19 protein-coding genes are annotated in these 15588 nt (G+C 65.7%); 5 read left to right on the top strand and 14 right to left on the bottom strand.

Annotated elements, in window-relative coordinates; genetic code table 11:
- Window positions 1–56: 56 nt before the first annotated feature.
- The 4 genes from H7A87_RS18910 to H7A87_RS18895 form a co-directional block, all read right to left on the bottom strand.
- Window positions 57–440, bottom strand: a complete 384-nt coding sequence (locus tag H7A87_RS18910; RefSeq protein ID WP_119129794.1) for a hypothetical protein — start codon at window positions 438–440, stop codon at window positions 57–59.
- Window positions 437–925 (bottom strand): phage holin family protein, encoded by a 489-nt coding sequence (locus H7A87_RS18905; protein ID WP_119129793.1) that lies wholly within the window; start codon window positions 923–925, stop codon window positions 437–439. The genes H7A87_RS18910 and H7A87_RS18905 overlap by 4 nt, the downstream gene beginning before the upstream one ends.
- Before the next feature lie 3 nt (window positions 926–928).
- On the bottom strand, window positions 929–1291 hold the full coding sequence (locus H7A87_RS18900; protein WP_006450942.1) for a hypothetical protein: 363 nt from the start codon (window positions 1289–1291) through the stop codon (window positions 929–931).
- A gap of 116 nt (window positions 1292–1407) precedes the next feature.
- Window positions 1408–2847 carry a Do family serine endopeptidase gene (locus H7A87_RS18895; RefSeq protein WP_104584857.1) on the bottom strand — a complete coding sequence of 480 codons (1440 nt, stop codon included), beginning with the start codon at window positions 2845–2847 and terminating at the stop codon, window positions 1408–1410.
- Between the two features lie 242 nt (window positions 2848–3089).
- On the opposite strand from H7A87_RS18895, the gene H7A87_RS18890 reads away from it, so the two are divergent.
- Complete coding sequence (locus H7A87_RS18890) at window positions 3090–3908, top strand: histidine biosynthesis protein HisIE (RefSeq protein ID WP_119129792.1); 819 nt, start codon at window positions 3090–3092, stop codon at window positions 3906–3908.
- A 330-nt stretch (window positions 3909–4238) separates the two neighbouring features.
- Here the strand turns inward: H7A87_RS18890 and H7A87_RS18885 are convergent, their stop codons facing one another.
- From H7A87_RS18885 to H7A87_RS18850, 8 genes are all read right to left on the bottom strand, one after another.
- Window positions 4239–4901 carry a DUF3313 domain-containing protein gene (locus H7A87_RS18885; protein WP_119129791.1) on the bottom strand — a complete coding sequence of 221 codons (663 nt, stop codon included), beginning with the start codon at window positions 4899–4901 and terminating at the stop codon, window positions 4239–4241.
- A gap of 59 nt (window positions 4902–4960) precedes the next feature.
- Window positions 4961–5251, bottom strand: a complete 291-nt coding sequence (locus tag H7A87_RS18880) for a hypothetical protein (RefSeq protein ID WP_119129984.1) — start codon at window positions 5249–5251, stop codon at window positions 4961–4963.
- 106 nt (window positions 5252–5357) lie between these two features.
- A complete protein-coding gene (locus H7A87_RS18875; RefSeq protein WP_119129790.1) occupies window positions 5358–6542 on the bottom strand; it encodes an ATP-binding protein in 1185 nt (394 codons plus the stop codon).
- The gene (locus H7A87_RS18870) at window positions 6539–7204 is read right to left on the bottom strand and encodes a response regulator transcription factor (protein WP_119129789.1); all 666 of its coding nucleotides are present in this window, start codon (window positions 7202–7204) and stop codon (window positions 6539–6541) included. Before H7A87_RS18870 ends, H7A87_RS18875 begins: the two co-directional genes overlap by 4 nt.
- 146 nt (window positions 7205–7350) lie before the next feature.
- Complete coding sequence (locus H7A87_RS18865) at window positions 7351–8238, bottom strand: TIGR01777 family oxidoreductase (protein WP_119129788.1); 888 nt, start codon at window positions 8236–8238, stop codon at window positions 7351–7353.
- 201 nt (window positions 8239–8439) lie between these two features.
- Window positions 8440–9033 (bottom strand): DUF4142 domain-containing protein, encoded by a 594-nt coding sequence (locus tag H7A87_RS18860; RefSeq protein WP_104584867.1) that lies wholly within the window; start codon window positions 9031–9033, stop codon window positions 8440–8442.
- Window positions 9034–9127: 94 nt separating this feature from the next.
- Window positions 9128–9394 carry a hypothetical protein gene (locus H7A87_RS18855; RefSeq protein ID WP_180496797.1) on the bottom strand — a complete coding sequence of 89 codons (267 nt, stop codon included), beginning with the start codon at window positions 9392–9394 and terminating at the stop codon, window positions 9128–9130.
- 28 nt (window positions 9395–9422) lie between these two features.
- Window positions 9423–9704 (bottom strand): hypothetical protein, encoded by a 282-nt coding sequence (locus H7A87_RS18850; protein WP_104584871.1) that lies wholly within the window; start codon window positions 9702–9704, stop codon window positions 9423–9425.
- Window positions 9705–10093: 389 nt separating this feature from the next.
- Here H7A87_RS18850 and H7A87_RS18845 point away from each other — a divergent pair, with 389 nt between their 5' ends.
- The 3 genes from H7A87_RS18845 to H7A87_RS18835 all read left to right on the top strand — a co-directional run bounded on the left by H7A87_RS18845 (window position 10094) and on the right by H7A87_RS18835 (window position 12357).
- Window positions 10094–10279: a hypothetical protein gene (locus tag H7A87_RS18845; RefSeq protein WP_127169473.1), complete on the top strand. Its 186-nt coding sequence runs from the start codon at window positions 10094–10096 to the stop codon at window positions 10277–10279.
- Window positions 10280–10387: 108 nt separating this feature from the next.
- Window positions 10388–11488 carry a DUF3182 family protein gene (locus tag H7A87_RS18840; RefSeq protein WP_119129786.1) on the top strand — a complete coding sequence of 367 codons (1101 nt, stop codon included), beginning with the start codon at window positions 10388–10390 and terminating at the stop codon, window positions 11486–11488.
- Window positions 11488–12357 carry an alpha/beta fold hydrolase gene (locus H7A87_RS18835; protein WP_115678001.1) on the top strand — a complete coding sequence of 290 codons (870 nt, stop codon included), beginning with the start codon at window positions 11488–11490 and terminating at the stop codon, window positions 12355–12357. Before H7A87_RS18840 ends, H7A87_RS18835 begins: the two co-directional genes overlap by 1 nt.
- A gap of 115 nt (window positions 12358–12472) precedes the next feature.
- Here the strand turns inward: H7A87_RS18835 and H7A87_RS18830 are convergent, their stop codons facing one another.
- Window positions 12473–13285, bottom strand: a complete 813-nt coding sequence (locus H7A87_RS18830) for a hypothetical protein (protein WP_119129785.1) — start codon at window positions 13283–13285, stop codon at window positions 12473–12475.
- 479 nt (window positions 13286–13764) lie between these two features.
- Complete coding sequence (gene fabR, locus H7A87_RS18825; RefSeq protein ID WP_104584881.1) at window positions 13765–14412, bottom strand: HTH-type transcriptional repressor FabR; 648 nt, start codon at window positions 14410–14412, stop codon at window positions 13765–13767.
- Window positions 14413–14505: 93 nt separating this feature from the next.
- On the opposite strand from fabR, the gene H7A87_RS18820 reads away from it, so the two are divergent.
- Window positions 14506–15582 (top strand): ferredoxin reductase, encoded by a 1077-nt coding sequence (locus H7A87_RS18820; protein WP_119129784.1) that lies wholly within the window; start codon window positions 14506–14508, stop codon window positions 15580–15582.
- Window positions 15583–15588: the final 6 nt, after the last annotated feature.

The following is a 15588-nucleotide window of genomic DNA, read 5'->3' as shown; positions in this document are numbered from 1 at the left end:
CTGGGTGGCACACCTTGCGCAGCGTGATCCCGGGCGATGGCCCGGGACCGTCGTCATTATGCGGCGCGATCAACCGGTGCCTGCACCACCGTCACCGGTGGATCGGCAGCGACCTCTTCGGCATTGTCGGCGGCACGTTCTGCCTGCTCGGAGGCTTCCTGCGCACGATGTGCAGTGAACAGCGCAGAGATCGTGCTGATCATCTGCAGGATTTTCGGGATACCGCCCAGCTTGCTGGCGATACTGCCCAGCGCCGCCTGCGGTTCGTTACGGCCGGTGACAAAACCCAGGCCGAACCCGACCACCATGATCCGCAACGGGGACCATCCGGCACGCCAGGTGTCACGCAGTTCTCCCCAATGCAGGCGCGTTTCCTGTGCGCGCCCTTCCACCAGGAATTCCGCGCGATCGACGCGCTGACGCAAGGTGCCAAACTTCATGTACGTGCTCCAGTGGCAGCCGATGCATGGGCATCGTCGTCGTCGCTGCTGTCATCGAAGATGCCCAGCTTGACCAGCTGACGGCGTGTTGCATTCAAGCCGGTGTGGTCGAAGTAGAAGAACACGCGCCACGCCGCGATGCCGGTGACCAACAGGCTGGCCAACGCGGTGAAAAACATCGCCTGGAACCACGACAGCCCCGCGCGTTGCAGCAGGGCGATGATCGCACCGGCCAGCAACAGCCACGAGGAGGCACCGAAGACCACGGCAACGCATGCCCAGGCCAGTCCGCGCCCGAAGGCACTGCGTGCAAGTTGTAAATCGGCCGACACCAGCCGGCGCAATGCCCGGCTGGTGTCCTTGGCCGAGCCCAGCGTCGCACGGCCGGCTGCGCCGACCGCACGTACGCTTTCGTCCAGTCCTGGCGTTTCCGGCCGCGCGCTGGGCGCGTCGGAGGCGGCAGCTGTGGAGGCCTGATCGCTCACGACTTAGTTGTCGTTGCTACGTGCCAGCTTGGCAATGATCCAGCCGGTCGCAAACGCCACACCAAACGCAGCCAGCGGCCGCTCGCGGATCAGATCGGTCGCGCTTTCCAGCAGGTCGTTGCCCTTGCTGACCAGCACGTCGAGCTGCTCCTTGGCAGCGGCGCCGCCGAACTCGGCAGCCGCCATACCGGCCAGTGCGGTATCGGAGAGCTCTGCCTTGACGTTGGCACGACCAAGCTTGAGTTCGTCGCCGGCAGCACTGGTGGCGCCTTTGACGGCTTCGCCGGCGGCGCTGGCGGCAGACTTAAGATGGGTGCTGGCTTCGCTCAGGTTTTCTTTCAGCTGGTCGGTATTGGTGGGGCTCATGCGATATCTCCTTCGGTCATTGATGGCAGCCGCGAATAGCATGCGGGCGTGGTGCAGCAATAGCATCGCTGCGGTGTAGGAGGTGTTAGTGCAGGTCGAGGGCAGTGCACGCCATGTCAACGCATCAACGCGTCGTACTGCGCATTGCCGCGCAGGATGCGCACCACCAGTTGCTGCGGCTTGCGTTGGAAATTAGCGCGCCAGCTGGCCAGATCGGCAAACTCGCCCACGCTGCTGGCCACGATCACATCACCGGTGACCAGACCATTGGCTGCGGCACGACCGCCGCGTTTGACCTCGCTGACCATGACGCCGGTGATGCCGGACTGGCGCAGCGATTCGGGCAGATCCACGAAGGTGGCGCCGCCCAGGCGTGGGTCGAGCATGTCGCCGGTGACTGCGCGGTCCTGCTCCTTCAGTGTCGCGGTGAGCGTGAGCGGTTTGCCATCGCGGCGAATCTCCAGCCTTACCGCGCTACCGACCGCCTGCAGGCCTTCATAGTTGTGCAATGCCTCTGCGCTGTCCACGCGCTGGTCGTTGGCCGCCACCACCACATCGCCCGGCTGCACGCCTGCGGCCGCCGCGGCGGACCCTGGCAACACGCGCGTCACCAGGGCGCCGCGCAACGAATCCACACCCAGGCCCTGCAGCATCTGCTGGGTGAGGTTCTGGGTTTCCAGCCCGAGCGTGCCGCGCACGACCACGCCCTTGGTCACCAGTTGCTCGACCACATTGCGCGCCAGGTTGGAGGGGATCGCCAGGCCCAGGCCGATGTTGCCGGCCATGCTGCCCTGCGGGTTGAAGCTGGCGGTGTTGATGCCCACCAACTGGCCCTGCAGGTTGACCAGCGCGCCGCCGGAATTACCTGGATTGATCGAGGCATCGGTCTGGATGAAGTTCTGGTAGCCCAGCCCGCGAATCCCGCTGCGCCCCACTGCCGAGACGATGCCGGAGGTGACCGTCTGGGTGAAGCCGAACGGGTTGCCGATCGCCACCACGAAGTCGCCCACGCGCAGCGCGTTGCTGTCGGCCAGCTTGATGTCGGTGAGCTTGTCGGCCTTGATGCGGATCAACGCGATATCGGTATCGGCATCGGAGCCGATGAAATCGGCCTTGACCGTGCGCCCGTCGCCGAGCGTGACCTGCACGTCGTCGGCGTTTTCGATGACATGGTGATTGGTCAGCACGTAGCCCTTCTGCGCATCGATGATCACGCCCGAGCCCAGCGATTCATTGATGCGGTCCTGCGGAATCTCCGGGAACAGCCGGCGCAGGATTGGGTCGTTGAAGAACGGGTTGCGCACGCGCACCACCTGCTTGGTGTTGACGCTCACCACCGCCGGCATCGCCTGTTGCAGCATCGGCGCCAGCGACGGCACCGGTTGCCCGGCCACGGCGGCCGGCAACGCGGCAGCCGCCGGCAGGCTGAAGGTGGTGGCGGCGCCGGCCGGTGTGGCCTCGGCGCGGTTGTCCATCCAGGCATTGATGCCGGTGGCGGCAAAACCGCCGAAGGCAGCGGCCAGGGAAAGTGTCAGCAAGGTAGGCAGCGGGCGCATGCAACGAAGTCCGGGTTACGCGGTGGAAGAGGAATAGGGCGTCTGGCTGCGTAAATCAAGCTGAACGAGAGTGCCAGCGGGCAATTTAACGCCTGGTGAAAGCGCAGCAGATCCCTTGCGGGCGCTGCGTTGACAGCCGCTTGAGCCCGGCGTAGCGTCCGCTTGATCCGATGCCTGTTCAGCATACGCATGCCGCTGCGCATCGCCCGCGTTTTCCGCACTGACGCCCTTAAGGAGGGTCTATGAACAACGGCAATGGTGTGACGGCAACCCTCTCCGACGCTGTCGAGAGCGTCAAGAGCACGGCCACCGAACTGGGCGAGACCATCGCCAGCACCACCAGCGACGCGGTGGCCAGCGTGCAGGACGCGGCCGGCACGGCGGCGGCGCAGGTCAGGACCGGCGTCGCCAAGGCGCGCAAGGCCGTGGTCAAGGTCGAACAGCGCGTCGTCGACAAAGCTGGCGATGCAGCCACCGCGGTCAAGCGCGGCGTGGCCAAGACCAAGCGTTCGCTGGTGTCGGGCAAAGCGGCCGCCAAGGACAAACTGGCCGCCACCAGTGCTGCCGCCAGGCAGAAGCTCGCCTCCACCAAGGATGCGGCCAAGCAGAAGCTGAGCACCACCACCGATGCTGCCAAACAGACACTGGCCAACACCAAGGCCAGCGCCAGGCAGAAGCTGGAGACCGCCAAGGCCAATGCCAAGGCCGACGCGGCGGCGCTCAGTGCCAAGACGGCCGCCAAGAGCGCGGCGCGCAAGAGCGCGGTGGCCACGGTGGGTGCGCGCGCAGCAGCGAAGAAGGCGGTGGCCAAGTCGGCCCCGGTCAAGAAGCCGGTCGCCAAGACCATCGTCAAGCCCGCCGCCAAGAAGGCGCCGGTGGCCAAGCAGACCGCCACCAAGCAGGCTGCAGTGAAAAAGGTGCCGCTCAAGAAGGCGGTGACCAAGACCACCTTGAAGAAGGCCGCCAAGGTCACCAAGACGCCGGCCACGCGCGCCGTGGCCAAGACCACCGCCGCCCGCAAGGCCGTCGGCAAAAAGGCGGCCAAGCGGGTCACGCGCTGAGGCTGCAGCGCCAAGAGGGCATGGCCCGCTGACAACACGTGGGCCGTGCAAACTGACAAAGGCCGGCGCTGTCCGTACAGCGCCGGCCTTTTCGTGGGTTGACCGTGACTCGGCGACCGCGGTCTTGCTGCGCTCATGTGATCGGGCAGGTGATCGGATCTGACATCTGGGCTGGATTGGGCCTCTGGTCCGTACCCTCATCCGCCCCTGCGGGGCACCTTCTCCCGGTGGGAGAAGGAAACTAGAAGCCATCGCTTCCGATAATCCGATTCTCGATTCCCGATTCCCGATTCCCGATTCCAATCCCGAATCCCGAATCCCGAATCCCAGCTAATCCATTCCCTTGACCAACTGCTCGGCGCCCTTGCGAATACCGGCCTTGGCGGCGTCGTAGGCGCCCAGGCTGGCCTTGATGTTCATTGCGCTGGGGTACTGTTTTTCGACGTAGGCGGCGAGCAGGCGGTTGCTCTGCGCGTCGAAGATTTCCACCGCGTAGCTGACCGAGCCGGAAAACGCGCCTTCCTTGCCGCGTGCGGCCTGCACCGCGTTATAGGAACCGCCGCCCAGATCTACCTTCATGAAGGTGCCCAGCACCCGCTTGCTGGGTTTGGCACCGGTCAGGCTGATGCGCACGCGCAAGGTGTCGCGATCGGCCACTGTCGCGCGTTGCCAACGCTGCCCGATCGCAACGCCGAACTCCTGCTGCATGTCATCGGCGAGCATGCGTCTGTCCTGCTCGGGCACGTCTTCGAATTGCGCGTCGGGACCGCGATAGATGCTGACCGGCTCGACCAGTGCGGCGCGGTAGCGTGTCCAATCCACCGCGCCCTGGTAGGCGTACGGCATGCGGTCGCCGCGGCTGCCAACGTGCGGGCGCAGATAGCTTGAAGATGGCAACTGGCTGTACGGCATCGGGCGCGTACTGGCACAACCGATCAGCGTCACGCCGATAACCAGCAGCGCGCAGCAACGGACAAGGGAATACGACGACATGGGCAAATACCTGGAGAGGAAGCAGATAGGGACAAGCACGCGAGAGCGGGGCCGCGCGCTCAATGCATCAGATAACTGGCCACCGCCAGCGCAAACACCACTGCGGCGGCAGTGAACAACACACCGCCGTTGGCCCAGCGCTGCAGCCGGCGTGCCTGGCGCGCGCTACGGATATCCGGCAGTGCGCGCCAAATGTCGCGATTGCGCGTGCCTGTGCGGCCACAGCGGAATTCCCGTAGTGCCGCGTTGGCGACGGCGGCAGGGATGGCGCTGTCGTTGGCGGCCGCGTGCGGTGCCAGCAGCGCGACGGCGGCGGGGACGAGCGGGGTGGAACGGATCGAGTTGACCATCACCAGGCATCCTGGATGCATGCGGTGAGTGCACTGTAGGCAGTGGGTGTTGGAAACTTATTGGCTTGGGCGATAACGACAGGCGATAGTCGATCGCCGCCTGCGTTCAGCCAGTGCGGCGCACGCCTTCGCCGGCCAACACCACGCGCACGCACAGGCCGCGGCCCTGGTGGCCTTCGCAGGTTTCGATGGTGGCCGCGTGCAGGCGCGCGATACCGGCCACCAGCGACAGCCCGATCCCGCTGCCTTGCACCTGGCTGCCGGCGACCCGGTAGAAGCGTTCGAAGATGGACGCGTGGGCGCTTTCCGGCACGCCCGGGCCGTCATCGCTGACCTGCACGAATGGATGCAGCGCATCGGCGCGCAGGCAATAGCCGCAACTCACTTCCACCGTGCCGTGGAGGCGCCCATAGCGGATGGCGTTGTCGACCAGATTGCGGATCAGGATGCCCACCGCATCCACATCGCAACGCAGCAGGCACGGCGATGCCTCCACCTGCAGAGTGATGTGGCGGGCGTCGGCCTGCACGCTGAATTCGTCCAGCACATGCGAGATCAACTCGCCCATGTCCACCTGCCGGTACGCCGCCGAACTGATGCCTGCATCCAGCCGGGCCAGATCCAGCAATTGCGCAGCCAGCCGATTGCTGCGCCGTGCGGTTTCCAGCAGCTGCTGCAGCGCCGCGTCCTTGGACTCCAGCGTGGGTGCGCGCAGCGCGACCTCGGCGTAGGCATGCAGCGCAGACAGCGGGGTGCGCAGTTCGTGCGCGGCGTCTGCCACGAAATCGCGCTCGGCCTGCACGGTCTTTTCTACGCGGGCCAGCAGCGAATTGAAGGAGCCGATCAGCGGGCGAATCTCCTCCGGCACCTGCGCCAGCGGCACCGGCTCGGTCTCCAGCCCGGTGCGTTGCGCGATGGCGCTGGAAATGGCGCGCAGCGGTGCGAGCGCGGTGCGTACCGCCCACCACACCAGCAGGCCCAGCACGCCCAGTTGCACGGTGTTGAGCACCATCGCAATCAAGGTCTGCTTGAAGCTCATGCGCGAGGACACATTGCCGATCGGGGTGTGCGCGTCGACCGCGGCCCGCGGCTCCGGTTGCGTATCGAAGCGGTGCTCCAGCGCATCGGGCAGGGCGCTGATCAACTGGTCGCCGAACATGTTGAGCTCCTGCTCGAACACGCTGTGATGGCCCTGGGTGACCAGGGCGACCAGGATCCACAACGAGGTGGACCAGCTCAACAACATGATTGCAGCCAGCGCCGCCAGCATGCGTGCCTGCAGCGATTTCATTCCGGTGCCTTGCCGACCATGTAGCCCTGGCCATACACCGTGGAGATCAGCGCATCACCCAGCTTGCGGCGCAGCTGGTGCACGTACACCGCAATCATGTTGCTGCCGCCTTCGGACGGGCCGCCGTAGACGCCTTCTTCCAGTTGATCCCTGGTGACCACGCGCCCGGCGCGTTCCATCAGCGCCAGCAGCAGGCGGTATTCGTGCGCGCTCAGCGCCACCCACTTGCCGTCACGGGTGACCTTGCGGCTGCTCGGGTCCACGCAGACATCCCCTTGCGTGAGCAGCGGCACCACGCGGCCCTGGCTGCGCCGGGTGATCGCACGCAGCCGCGCCATCAGCTCGTCGAACTGGAACGGCTTGACCAGGTAGTCGTCGGCACCGGCATCCAGGCCGCGGATGCGGTCGGTGAGCTGGCCGCGCGCGGTCAGTGCGATCACCGGCGTGGCGTCGTAGTGGCCGCGCATGAAGCGGATCACCGTCAGCCCGGACTCGCCCGGCAGGCCGATATCCAGCAGCACCGCGGTGTAGCGGTGGTCCACCAGCACGGTCTTGGCGGCATTGGCGCTGCCGACGTGGTCGATGGTCCAGGACTGCTGGCGCACGCCATCGCAGATCGCGTTGGCCAGCATGGTGTCGTCTTCGACAAGGAGCAGGTGCATAGTGTTCCGCCGGGCCCGGGGCCAGTCCGAGATCGGCAGTACTGTCGGGGATGGTCGTTAGGCAAATATTAGTGCATGGCTAACGGCCGTCGCAGCGCGACCGGCGGCCCGCCCCGTGTGCAAGGCCCCGCCCGGGCAACGCACGGTCAGTGCTGCAGGATGGCGCGCAACGCCTCGTCCAGGCGCACATAGCGGAAGCGGAAGCCGGCCTCCAGGGCGCGTTGCGGCAGCACGCGCTGGCTGATCAGCAGCAGCTCGGCCATCTCGCCAAAGCCCAGTCGCAGCAGGCCGGCCGGCAACGCCAGCAGCGCCGGGCGATGCAGCACGTGGGCCAGGGGGCGCGCGAATTCGGCATTGGTGACAGGGGTCGGTGCGGTGGCGTTGTAGGCACCGCCCTGGCCGTGCTCCAGCAACCACAGCAGCAAGGCCACCATGTCGGCCCGGTGGATCCAGCTCATCCAGTGCCTGCCATCACCGAACGGGCCGCCGCCGCCGAAACGGAACGCCGGCAGCATGCGGGCCAGGGCGCCGCCGTCGCGGTCGAGCACGATGCCGGTGCGCACCCAGCTCACGCGCGGGCCGAGTGCGGCGATGCTGGCCGCCTCGGCTTCCCAGTCGCGGCACAGCTGCGCGGAGAAATCGTCGCCGGCAGGGTCTGCCTCGGTCAGGACGCTGTCACCACGCTCGCCGTAATAGCCCACCGCCGAGCCGGAAATCAGTACCGACGGGCGCTGTTCGGCCGGCTGCTGCGCGATCCAGGCATGCAGCTGGCCGGTGATGCCCAGGCGCGATGCCCGGAAGCGCTGCTTGCGCGCGTCAGTCCAGCGACCGGCAGCCAGCGGTTCGCCCGCCAGGTTGATGACCGCATCGGCCCGCATCCCGTCCAGCGTGTCCACCGCGGTCATGCCGGGCAGGCTGCGCCCGGCGCGGCGCGGGTCGCGGGTCAGCACGCTGACCTGATGCCCGGCCTGCAGGAGTGCCGGACACAAGGCCTGGCCGATGAAGCCGGTGCCGCCGGTGATGAGCAACTGCATGGGGACACTCCTGCGCCGAATCGATGCGGCACGATAGGCCAGCGCTGCCTGCTGCAGGGTGAAGTCGCTGCCGCATGCGTGGCGGTCGCCGCGTGGCGCCAGGACGGCGGCCGGGTGGACAGCGCGCTCGATCGGCGAGGCCCAAACGCCAACGCGCCGGACAGGCCGGCGCGTTGGATGCTTGCAGACGGTGCTCCAGGCTCAGCGCGAGGAGGACACCGCGTGGGCCCGCTCGAAGTGCGCCGACACCACGCGCCGGCTTTCTTCCAGATGCTGCTTGACCGGCGCGCTTTCGGCGGCGGGCAGCAGTTCGGCATCGATGATCTTGATGGTGTCGCCGTGGTCGCTGACCATCGTGCGCATGAAGGCATTGCGGTAGGCGTCCTTGCCATCGGGCAGGGTCGCGGTCTTTGCCAGTGCGTCCACTGCCGCCTTGCCCTTGGCGCGCATGGCATCGGCACGGGGGCTGTCGGTGGCACCCAGCGCCTTGCTCTTTTCCAGGTTGGCTTCGTGGTCGTGCAGCAGCTGCTTGGCGAACGTATCGGTCGCACCGCCCAGATCCTGGGCAATGGCCTGCTTGGCCAGCGCGATCTCGTTTTCATCCAGCGCCACCAACACGCCGAGCACGGCGGCATCGCCCTTGGCCAGTTCGGTGGCGCCAGTCCCGGAGACCGGTGCAGCAGTCGGTTCGGGGGACACTGCCGGCGCAGTCCGCGACGCATCGCCGCCGGGGCGGTCGCAGGCGGTAAGGGAAAGCATGGCGAGGAGCGATGTCGCAACAAGAAGGGATTTCATGGAGGTCCTGGGAAGAGGCGGCCAACACTGCCGACGGTGAAATGCAAAGGAGCCGCTACGCGGCTCCGGTGATGCGTGGATCGGTGCCTGCCGATCAGGCCAGCTGCGGTTGGGCGACTGCGCCAAGGCCTAACGATCTGACCGGCGTGCGCACCGTATCCTGCGCGGTGCGGCACACGCGCGCCATGCGTGCGGTGCGTTCGCGAATCAACGCGTGTTCGCTGGCCGGGGCACTGCCCAGCAAGCTGGCGACATGGAAGCCTAGGATGTCCTCCGCGCGGTCGCCCTGGTCGCTGACGATGTGCGGAACCAACCGCTCCAATCGCTCCAGCTCCTGCTGCACTTGATACGGGGTTTTCATGATGCTCTCCAATGAGGAACGGTCTTGCTCAACTATTGCGGTTGCCTAACCGCTGCCAGCAATCGGTCGCCAACTGCTCGTAATTGGACTGCGTGCTGGATGAAATGAAATGATGCTCCAGGCGGTCGCGAAACAGGCGCAGACGTTCCTGGTCGCTCGAACGCGGTGCCTGCAGATAGATGTCGCAGGCCATTTTCACCACCGGGGACAATTCGCTGAACTTGCCTGCACCCAGGTTGCCCTGCGCGTGACGCGCCTGCCAATGCGCGATTTCGGCCTGTACATCGATGACGGATGGGTCTCTGCTCATGACTTCGCGTGGTCCGGGTTAAACAAACTTGACACGCAGGGTAACCGTGGCTGTGTCAACGGATGATCATCGAACCCGACTATTGGCCGAATCGCAGCAGCGCGTGCTTAACTGGTCAGCTTCGTTTGCGCCGTGACATGCTACGCATATAGGTCGTGTCGTCTGCAGCGTGCATCGGCGATTCAAGTCATAGCGCAGCGGTGAGCACCCGTCAGCAATCGATTGCATCCTTTCGAAAGGTCTACGTTCGGCGAGTTCCCATTGCCACCGTGCATCGGGCGATCGTTGCGATGATGTCGGGGCAAACATGCGCGCATTGCCGCAATTTACGGAAGATTCTGAATCGTTCCACACTTGTGTAACGTCTGATGCTTAGGATGTGGGATGACATGATGGAGATGAGAGTACTCAGGATGCAGGACAGCGAAAGCAGTCGTAAGCCGCAAGCCGCCAGCGGCACCTCGGAAGCACGTGTGTGGTGGCATGCCTTGGTGGAGTTACGTGGGGGACGTGTCGCCATCAGCTTGATCGTCGTCCTTGTGATCGTGTTTGCGTTCTATCTGACCTTGAAGTAAGCCGGGTTCTTCCGGCGCCGGCGTAGCGCTGCATCATCGACTGCGCGGGTCTCAACTGCTTGAAAAGCCAGCAACGGCACGCGGTTCGACGCTGCGAGGGGAGACGTGATGGCGCACAAGCAGTACTGCCAGGTCGTGGGGCATGTCACTCGGCCGGTGCCCGAGGATGGTCATGAGCGTGCCACGCACGCGTGGGTCTGTCGCGAAATTGCACGGCTGCTGGACGTGCGCGGCGCAGGGCATCGTGCCGCCTCCGGACCCATGGTCGCCGAGACCGTGTTTCATGTGCCCGATGAAACCCTGACGTCGGAACAGGCGCATGGACTGGGCATCGATGACGCTGCGGACTTGCTGGGCGGCATCGTGCCGCATGCCTTCCTGGCAACCAAGGTGATCGGCCACCCGCTGATTGCCGAGCAGGCGGCCAGCGTCCCCGGATGGAACCAGGCACTGGCCACCGCGCTGATTCCGGCCACGTTGGCGGGCTATACGGTGTTTTCGCGCACCGATGCCCTGCGTGCGCTGCAGACCCTGCTGCCGGATGGCGGTGTGCGACTCAAGCTGCCGACCGGCGTGGGTGGCAACGGCCAGTGGCGTATTGCCGATGCAGCGCAGCTGACGCAGGTGCTGGACAGCTTGCCGGAGGACTATCTGGGCACGCATGGCGCGGTCCTGGAGCGCAATATCCTGCAGCCGGTGACACATAGCGTGGGCGAGCTATGCGTTGCCGGCGTCCAGATCGCCTATTACGGCACCCAATGCAGCGTGCGCAATGCGCAGGGCGAGGACGTCTATGGCGGCTCATCGCTGCATGTGTATCGCGGATCGCTCGAAGCGCTGGCCGTGACGGCGCTACCGCCCCTGCAACAGCGTGTGGTCGCGCAAGCCTGCAGATACGATCGATTCATCACCGCCGCCTATCCTGGGTTGCACATCTCGCGGCGCAACTACGATGTGGTCAGCGGCGACGATGGAAGGAACGGTGCGGTCTGCGGCGTGCTGGAGCAATCCTGGCGCGTCGGCGGCGCCACACCGGCCGAGCTCGCCGCGATTGGCAGCTTTCAGGACGATGCCAACTTGCGCTGGGTGCATGCATCCACGCACGAGATCTATCAGGGCGAACCGCCCGCAGATGCGCAGATCTACTACCGCGCCGAACGCCCCGGGCCGGGTCCGCGCTTCAAATACAGGAGGGTATCCACCACGTAATGGAAGCCAAACTTTCCAGCATCCAGATCCCGGTCGACCAGGACGAACTCAGTGGCACCCTGCTCACGCCCACCGGCATTCCCGCCGTGCTGTTCGTGCATGGCTGGGGCGGTAGCCAGCATCACAGCCTAGTGCGCGCGCGCGAAGCGGTCGGCCTTGGCTGCATCTGCATGACCTTCGACCTGCGTGGCCACGAAGGCTATGCGTCCATGCGCCAGAGCGTGACACGCGCGCAGAACCTGGACGACATCAAGGCGGCCTACGATCAGCTTGCCGGCCTGCCGTATGTCGACCCGCAATCGATCGCCGTGGTCGGGCTCAGCTACGGTGGCTACCTGTCCGCCTTGCTGACGCGCGAACGCCCGGTGGAATGGCTGGCGTTACGCTCGCCCGCGCTGTACAAGGACGAGCATTGGGATCGCCCCAAGGTCAGCCTCAACGCCGATCCGGAATTGATGGAATACCGGCAGCGCGTGCTGACCCCGGACGACAATATCGCCTTGGCGGCCTGTGCCGACTACAAGGGCGATGTGCTGTTGGTGGAGGCGCAACACGACGTGATCGTGCCGCATCCGGTATTGCGCAATTATGCCAATGCCTTCGTCAATGCGCGCTCGCTGAGCGCGCGGGTGATTGCCGGTGCCGATCACGCATTGAGCATCAAGGAACACCAGCAGGAATACACGCGGACCCTGATCGACTGGCTGACCGAAATGGTGGTTGGCCGGCGCATCGCCCTGGCCAAGGAAGTGGTGGCCGCACGCAAGCAGATGCTCAAGCAGCAACAGGGCGATGCAGTGTCATCGCCCGGGCAGGGCGCGCGCGAATTTCGTGGCGACATCCGTGCCGTGGAAAACAGCTCCAGCTGAGTCGTCCAGGCAACGGGGTCAGCGTCCCCGTCGATGTTTTCGACAATGAAGAACGGGCCCATCGGGCCCGCTCTTTTTCACACATCAGCGTGGCCTGGTGCCAGGCCGCGACACCTTAGACGCGCGGGTCGGTCGGATTGCGACGTGCTGCCTGATCGTGATTTTCCGAATCGAAGGCTTCGCGCACGGCATGCTTGGCCTTTTCCCAGCTCAGGCGCGAGTTGGACTTGAAACGGTCCCAGCCATCGCCCAGGTCGCGTTCCAGATGGTCGTCCCACTGGCGGCCGACATATTGCTGACGTGCCTGCATGCCATAACGATAGGCAGGGCGATAATCGTCGTAGGAGTATTCGGCGTCGCGATAGCTCGCGCTGTCGAAACGGCCTTGGTAATGCGTATCGCCCTCGCGATAGACGCTATGCGTGCGATCGGCACGCTCCCAGGCATCGCGCGCGGCAAGGCGTGCCTCTTCCCATTCCAGGCGCGATTCGCCGCGATTGCGCGGCCATTCACCAGCCAGCGTGGCCTCGGTTTCTTCCCAGGTGCTGGTCGGACGTGTTTCGCGCGCCTGCAGGCCAAAGCCGTAGACGGTGGCGTAATCGCGGTCGTAGTCAGTGCCTTCCTTGTAGTAAGGACGGTTCTGGTGCTCCTGACGCCAGTATTCGGTTTCCACGGTCGGGTCCAGGCGCTCGGCCACGCCCTTGCCGGCTGCGGCGCCGGCCACCACGCCAACCGCCGCGCCGATCAGCGTGCCCAGCGGACCGAACACGGTGCCGGCCAGCGCACCGGCGGCAGCGCCGCCTGCGATGCCGCCCACACCCACACCGACCGGATGCGAACCGGGTGCACCGGAGATCGGATCACGGTTCAGATCCTGCGCTTCGGCCTTGCGTTCCTGCTTGTCGAGAGGGGTGTCGTGGTTGCTCATGTCGTCTCCGTGTGCCTGTAGGTGCGTCTGTCGAGCAGATCGCGAACGTGGCCCACCTTGGCCAGCCAGGAGTGAAACGCGTGTGCTTGGATGTGAGCACCACCGCGACAAGACTGAACTGTGCATTCGCCGCCATGGATGAGGCTGGTCGATAGGAGATAGACGTACGACCGTATCGCCTTGCAGGTGTTGGATGGCTTTGAAGACAAACAGGCACTGCCGATGTTTCAGCGATCGCCATGTTCGCTTGTCTGCGCAAAACGCGGCATGTGCCGATCTCCATGCACAGGCGCTTGCACGCACCTGGCGTGGCTATGCACCCGGACTGCGCCACCTTATTGCGCGCAGGTCATTGACGCACCGACAGCGCATGCGTGCGACTTGATGCGTAGGCAACCAGCCAGGCGTATCGCTCGAAGCGAGCATGCGTCACCGGTCAACGCGAGACAGACCGGTGGCTTTCCAGCGTCAGGCTACGCTCACCCGCCGTGCGTGCCCAAGGTGCGTGCACCGGTGAGTATCATGCGCAGCATCTGCGAGATCTGCTCGATCAGTTCGGGGTCTTTTTCCGGCGGCGAGTCCATCGCCACCGCGCCCATCGCAAACACCAGCCGGGTGATCGCCTTGGACACCAGCGCCGGCGCATGCAGCTTGGCATTGTCGGCGGCGGCCAGGCGGATCAGGTCCACCCGCAACTCGTCTTCGAAATAGCTGAGCTCACGCTCCACCGCCTGCTTGAACGCATCCGAGCCCACCGCACCTTCGCGCAGCAGCACGTGCAGCAACTTGTCGTCGGCGCGCAGCTGTTCCATGAAGGCTTCGACCGACACCCGGATGACGCTGCGGTCGGTGGAGGTGGCGCGCTGACGGGCCTGGCCGATGATGGTGCGCAACGAACGCCCGGCCAGATCGATCAGGGCCACCGCCAGTTCGTCCATGTCGCGGAACTGGCGATAGAAGCTGTTGGGCGCGATGCCGGCTTCGCGGGCCACTTCGCGCAGGCTCAGCGTGGACAGGCTGCGGTGTGGTCCGATCAGCGACAGTGCCGCGGCGATCAGATCCTCACGTGAAATCGCCGGCTTGCGTGACGGCGGCGCGTCGTTGGAAGGCAGGGCGATGGAGGTCATGAGGCGGTAGCCGGGCGTGGGCCTGAATCATAGCTCCTCTGATCGATATACAACTGTATACACGGCTGTGCATGCATGCGTATAGTGCAATCCATGAACCTGGCATCCGACCCCAAGTCCAAGTCCCCGTTGCCGACGCGTGTGGCGCGCCGGCTGGTGTCGCCGCAGTTGTTCGATTTCTGGGCAACCCGGCTCAACCCCTTGTGGACCCTGGAACGGCCAATGGCCCGCCTGGTCGCGCGCACGCCGGCCAGCCGCGACGCGGTAACCCTGGTGCTGCGGCCCAACGGCCACTGGCAAGGGCTGCAGGCCGGCCAGCACGTGAGCCTGGGCGTGGAGATCGACGGCCGCCGCCTGCTGCGCAGCTACAGCCCGACCGTGCTGGCCGATGGCCGCCTGGCGATCACCGTCAAGGCGATCGAGGGCGGGCTGGTCAGCCGCTACCTGGCCGGCGATGCGCCGATCGGGACGGTGGTGTCGCTGGATCCGGCCTTCGGCGACATGCTGCTGCCGGCCGCCCCGACGCCGCTGTTGCTGCTGGCGGCCGGCTCGGGCATCACCCCGATGCGCGCGCTGCTGCAGGCCGCCGCGCAGGCCGGCATGCCGATGGACGTGGACCTGCTGTACTGGGTGCGCCAGCGCGACGAAGCCTGCTTCGTCGAGGAATTCGAGGCGATGGCTGCCGCACATCCGCGCCTGCGCGTGCGCCTGCTGACCACCCGCGAAGGCGCTACGCCGGCTGCGCGCATCGATGGCTACCCGTTGGAGCAGGTCGCCGATCTCTCCAGCCGCCACGTCATGGTCTGCGGCCCGGGCGGCTTCGTGCAGGCAGCGCGCGCGCGCCTGCAGGGCCGCGTGGCCGCGTTCCAGGCCGAAGCCTTCAGCGTGCCGGTGCTGGACGACGGCGAAGCCGGTGAGGTGCAGGTCCAGCTGTCACGCAGCGGCCGTACGCTGACCCTGCCGCGCGGCCAGTCGCTGCTGGAGGGGCTGGAAGCGCAAGGCCTGCGGCCGAAGCACGGTTGCCGCATGGGCATCTGCAACAGCTGCGCCTGCGCGCGCCAGGCCGGCACCACGCGTCACCTGTTGACCGGTGAGCGCAGCAACGAACGCACCGCACAGGTCCGCCTGTGCATCAGTGCCCCGAGCACTGACCTGATCCTGGATCTGTAAGGAATC

Source organism: Xanthomonas sp. CPBF 426, from assembly GCF_903989465.1.
GTDB classification, from domain to species: domain Bacteria; phylum Pseudomonadota; class Gammaproteobacteria; order Xanthomonadales; family Xanthomonadaceae; genus Xanthomonas; species Xanthomonas euroxanthea.
The sequence above is the reverse complement of the archived record's forward strand: the minus strand, read 5'-3'. Positions and strand labels throughout refer to the sequence as shown.

What these genes read in the sequence shown, in the direction of transcription:
- H7A87_RS18865 (WP_119129788.1), bottom strand. Translation starts at nt 8,238, where the DNA reads ATGCAGTTGCTCATCACCGGCGGCACCGGCTTCATCGGCCAGGCCTTG.
- H7A87_RS18870 (WP_119129789.1), bottom strand. Translation starts at nt 7,204, where the DNA reads ATGCACCTGCTCCTTGTCGAAGACGACACCATGCTGGCCAACGCGATC.
- H7A87_RS18890 (WP_119129792.1), top strand. Translation starts at nt 3,090, where the DNA reads ATGAACAACGGCAATGGTGTGACGGCAACCCTCTCCGACGCTGTCGAG.
- H7A87_RS18855 (WP_180496797.1), bottom strand. Translation starts at nt 9,394, where the DNA reads ATGAAAACCCCGTATCAAGTGCAGCAGGAGCTGGAGCGATTGGAGCGG.
- H7A87_RS18880 (WP_119129984.1), bottom strand. Translation starts at nt 5,251, where the DNA reads ATGGTCAACTCGATCCGTTCCACCCCGCTCGTCCCCGCCGCCGTCGCG.
- H7A87_RS18900 (WP_006450942.1), bottom strand. Translation starts at nt 1,291, where the DNA reads ATGAGCCCCACCAATACCGACCAGCTGAAAGAAAACCTGAGCGAAGCC.
- H7A87_RS18820 (WP_119129784.1), top strand. Translation starts at nt 14,506, where the DNA reads ATGAACCTGGCATCCGACCCCAAGTCCAAGTCCCCGTTGCCGACGCGT.
- H7A87_RS18875 (WP_119129790.1), bottom strand. Translation starts at nt 6,542, where the DNA reads ATGAAATCGCTGCAGGCACGCATGCTGGCGGCGCTGGCTGCAATCATG.
- H7A87_RS18840 (WP_119129786.1), top strand. Translation starts at nt 10,388, where the DNA reads ATGGCGCACAAGCAGTACTGCCAGGTCGTGGGGCATGTCACTCGGCCG.
- H7A87_RS18845 (WP_127169473.1), top strand. Translation starts at nt 10,094, where the DNA reads ATGATGGAGATGAGAGTACTCAGGATGCAGGACAGCGAAAGCAGTCGT.
- H7A87_RS18835 (WP_115678001.1), top strand. Translation starts at nt 11,488, where the DNA reads ATGGAAGCCAAACTTTCCAGCATCCAGATCCCGGTCGACCAGGACGAA.
- H7A87_RS18885 (WP_119129791.1), bottom strand. Translation starts at nt 4,901, where the DNA reads ATGTCGTCGTATTCCCTTGTCCGTTGCTGCGCGCTGCTGGTTATCGGC.
- H7A87_RS18910 (WP_119129794.1), bottom strand. Translation starts at nt 440, where the DNA reads ATGAAGTTTGGCACCTTGCGTCAGCGCGTCGATCGCGCGGAATTCCTG.
- H7A87_RS18895 (WP_104584857.1), bottom strand. Translation starts at nt 2,847, where the DNA reads ATGCGCCCGCTGCCTACCTTGCTGACACTTTCCCTGGCCGCTGCCTTC.
- H7A87_RS18830 (WP_119129785.1), bottom strand. Translation starts at nt 13,285, where the DNA reads ATGAGCAACCACGACACCCCTCTCGACAAGCAGGAACGCAAGGCCGAA.
- fabR (WP_104584881.1), bottom strand. Translation starts at nt 14,412, where the DNA reads ATGACCTCCATCGCCCTGCCTTCCAACGACGCGCCGCCGTCACGCAAG.
- H7A87_RS18850 (WP_104584871.1), bottom strand. Translation starts at nt 9,704, where the DNA reads ATGAGCAGAGACCCATCCGTCATCGATGTACAGGCCGAAATCGCGCAT.
- H7A87_RS18860 (WP_104584867.1), bottom strand. Translation starts at nt 9,033, where the DNA reads ATGAAATCCCTTCTTGTTGCGACATCGCTCCTCGCCATGCTTTCCCTT.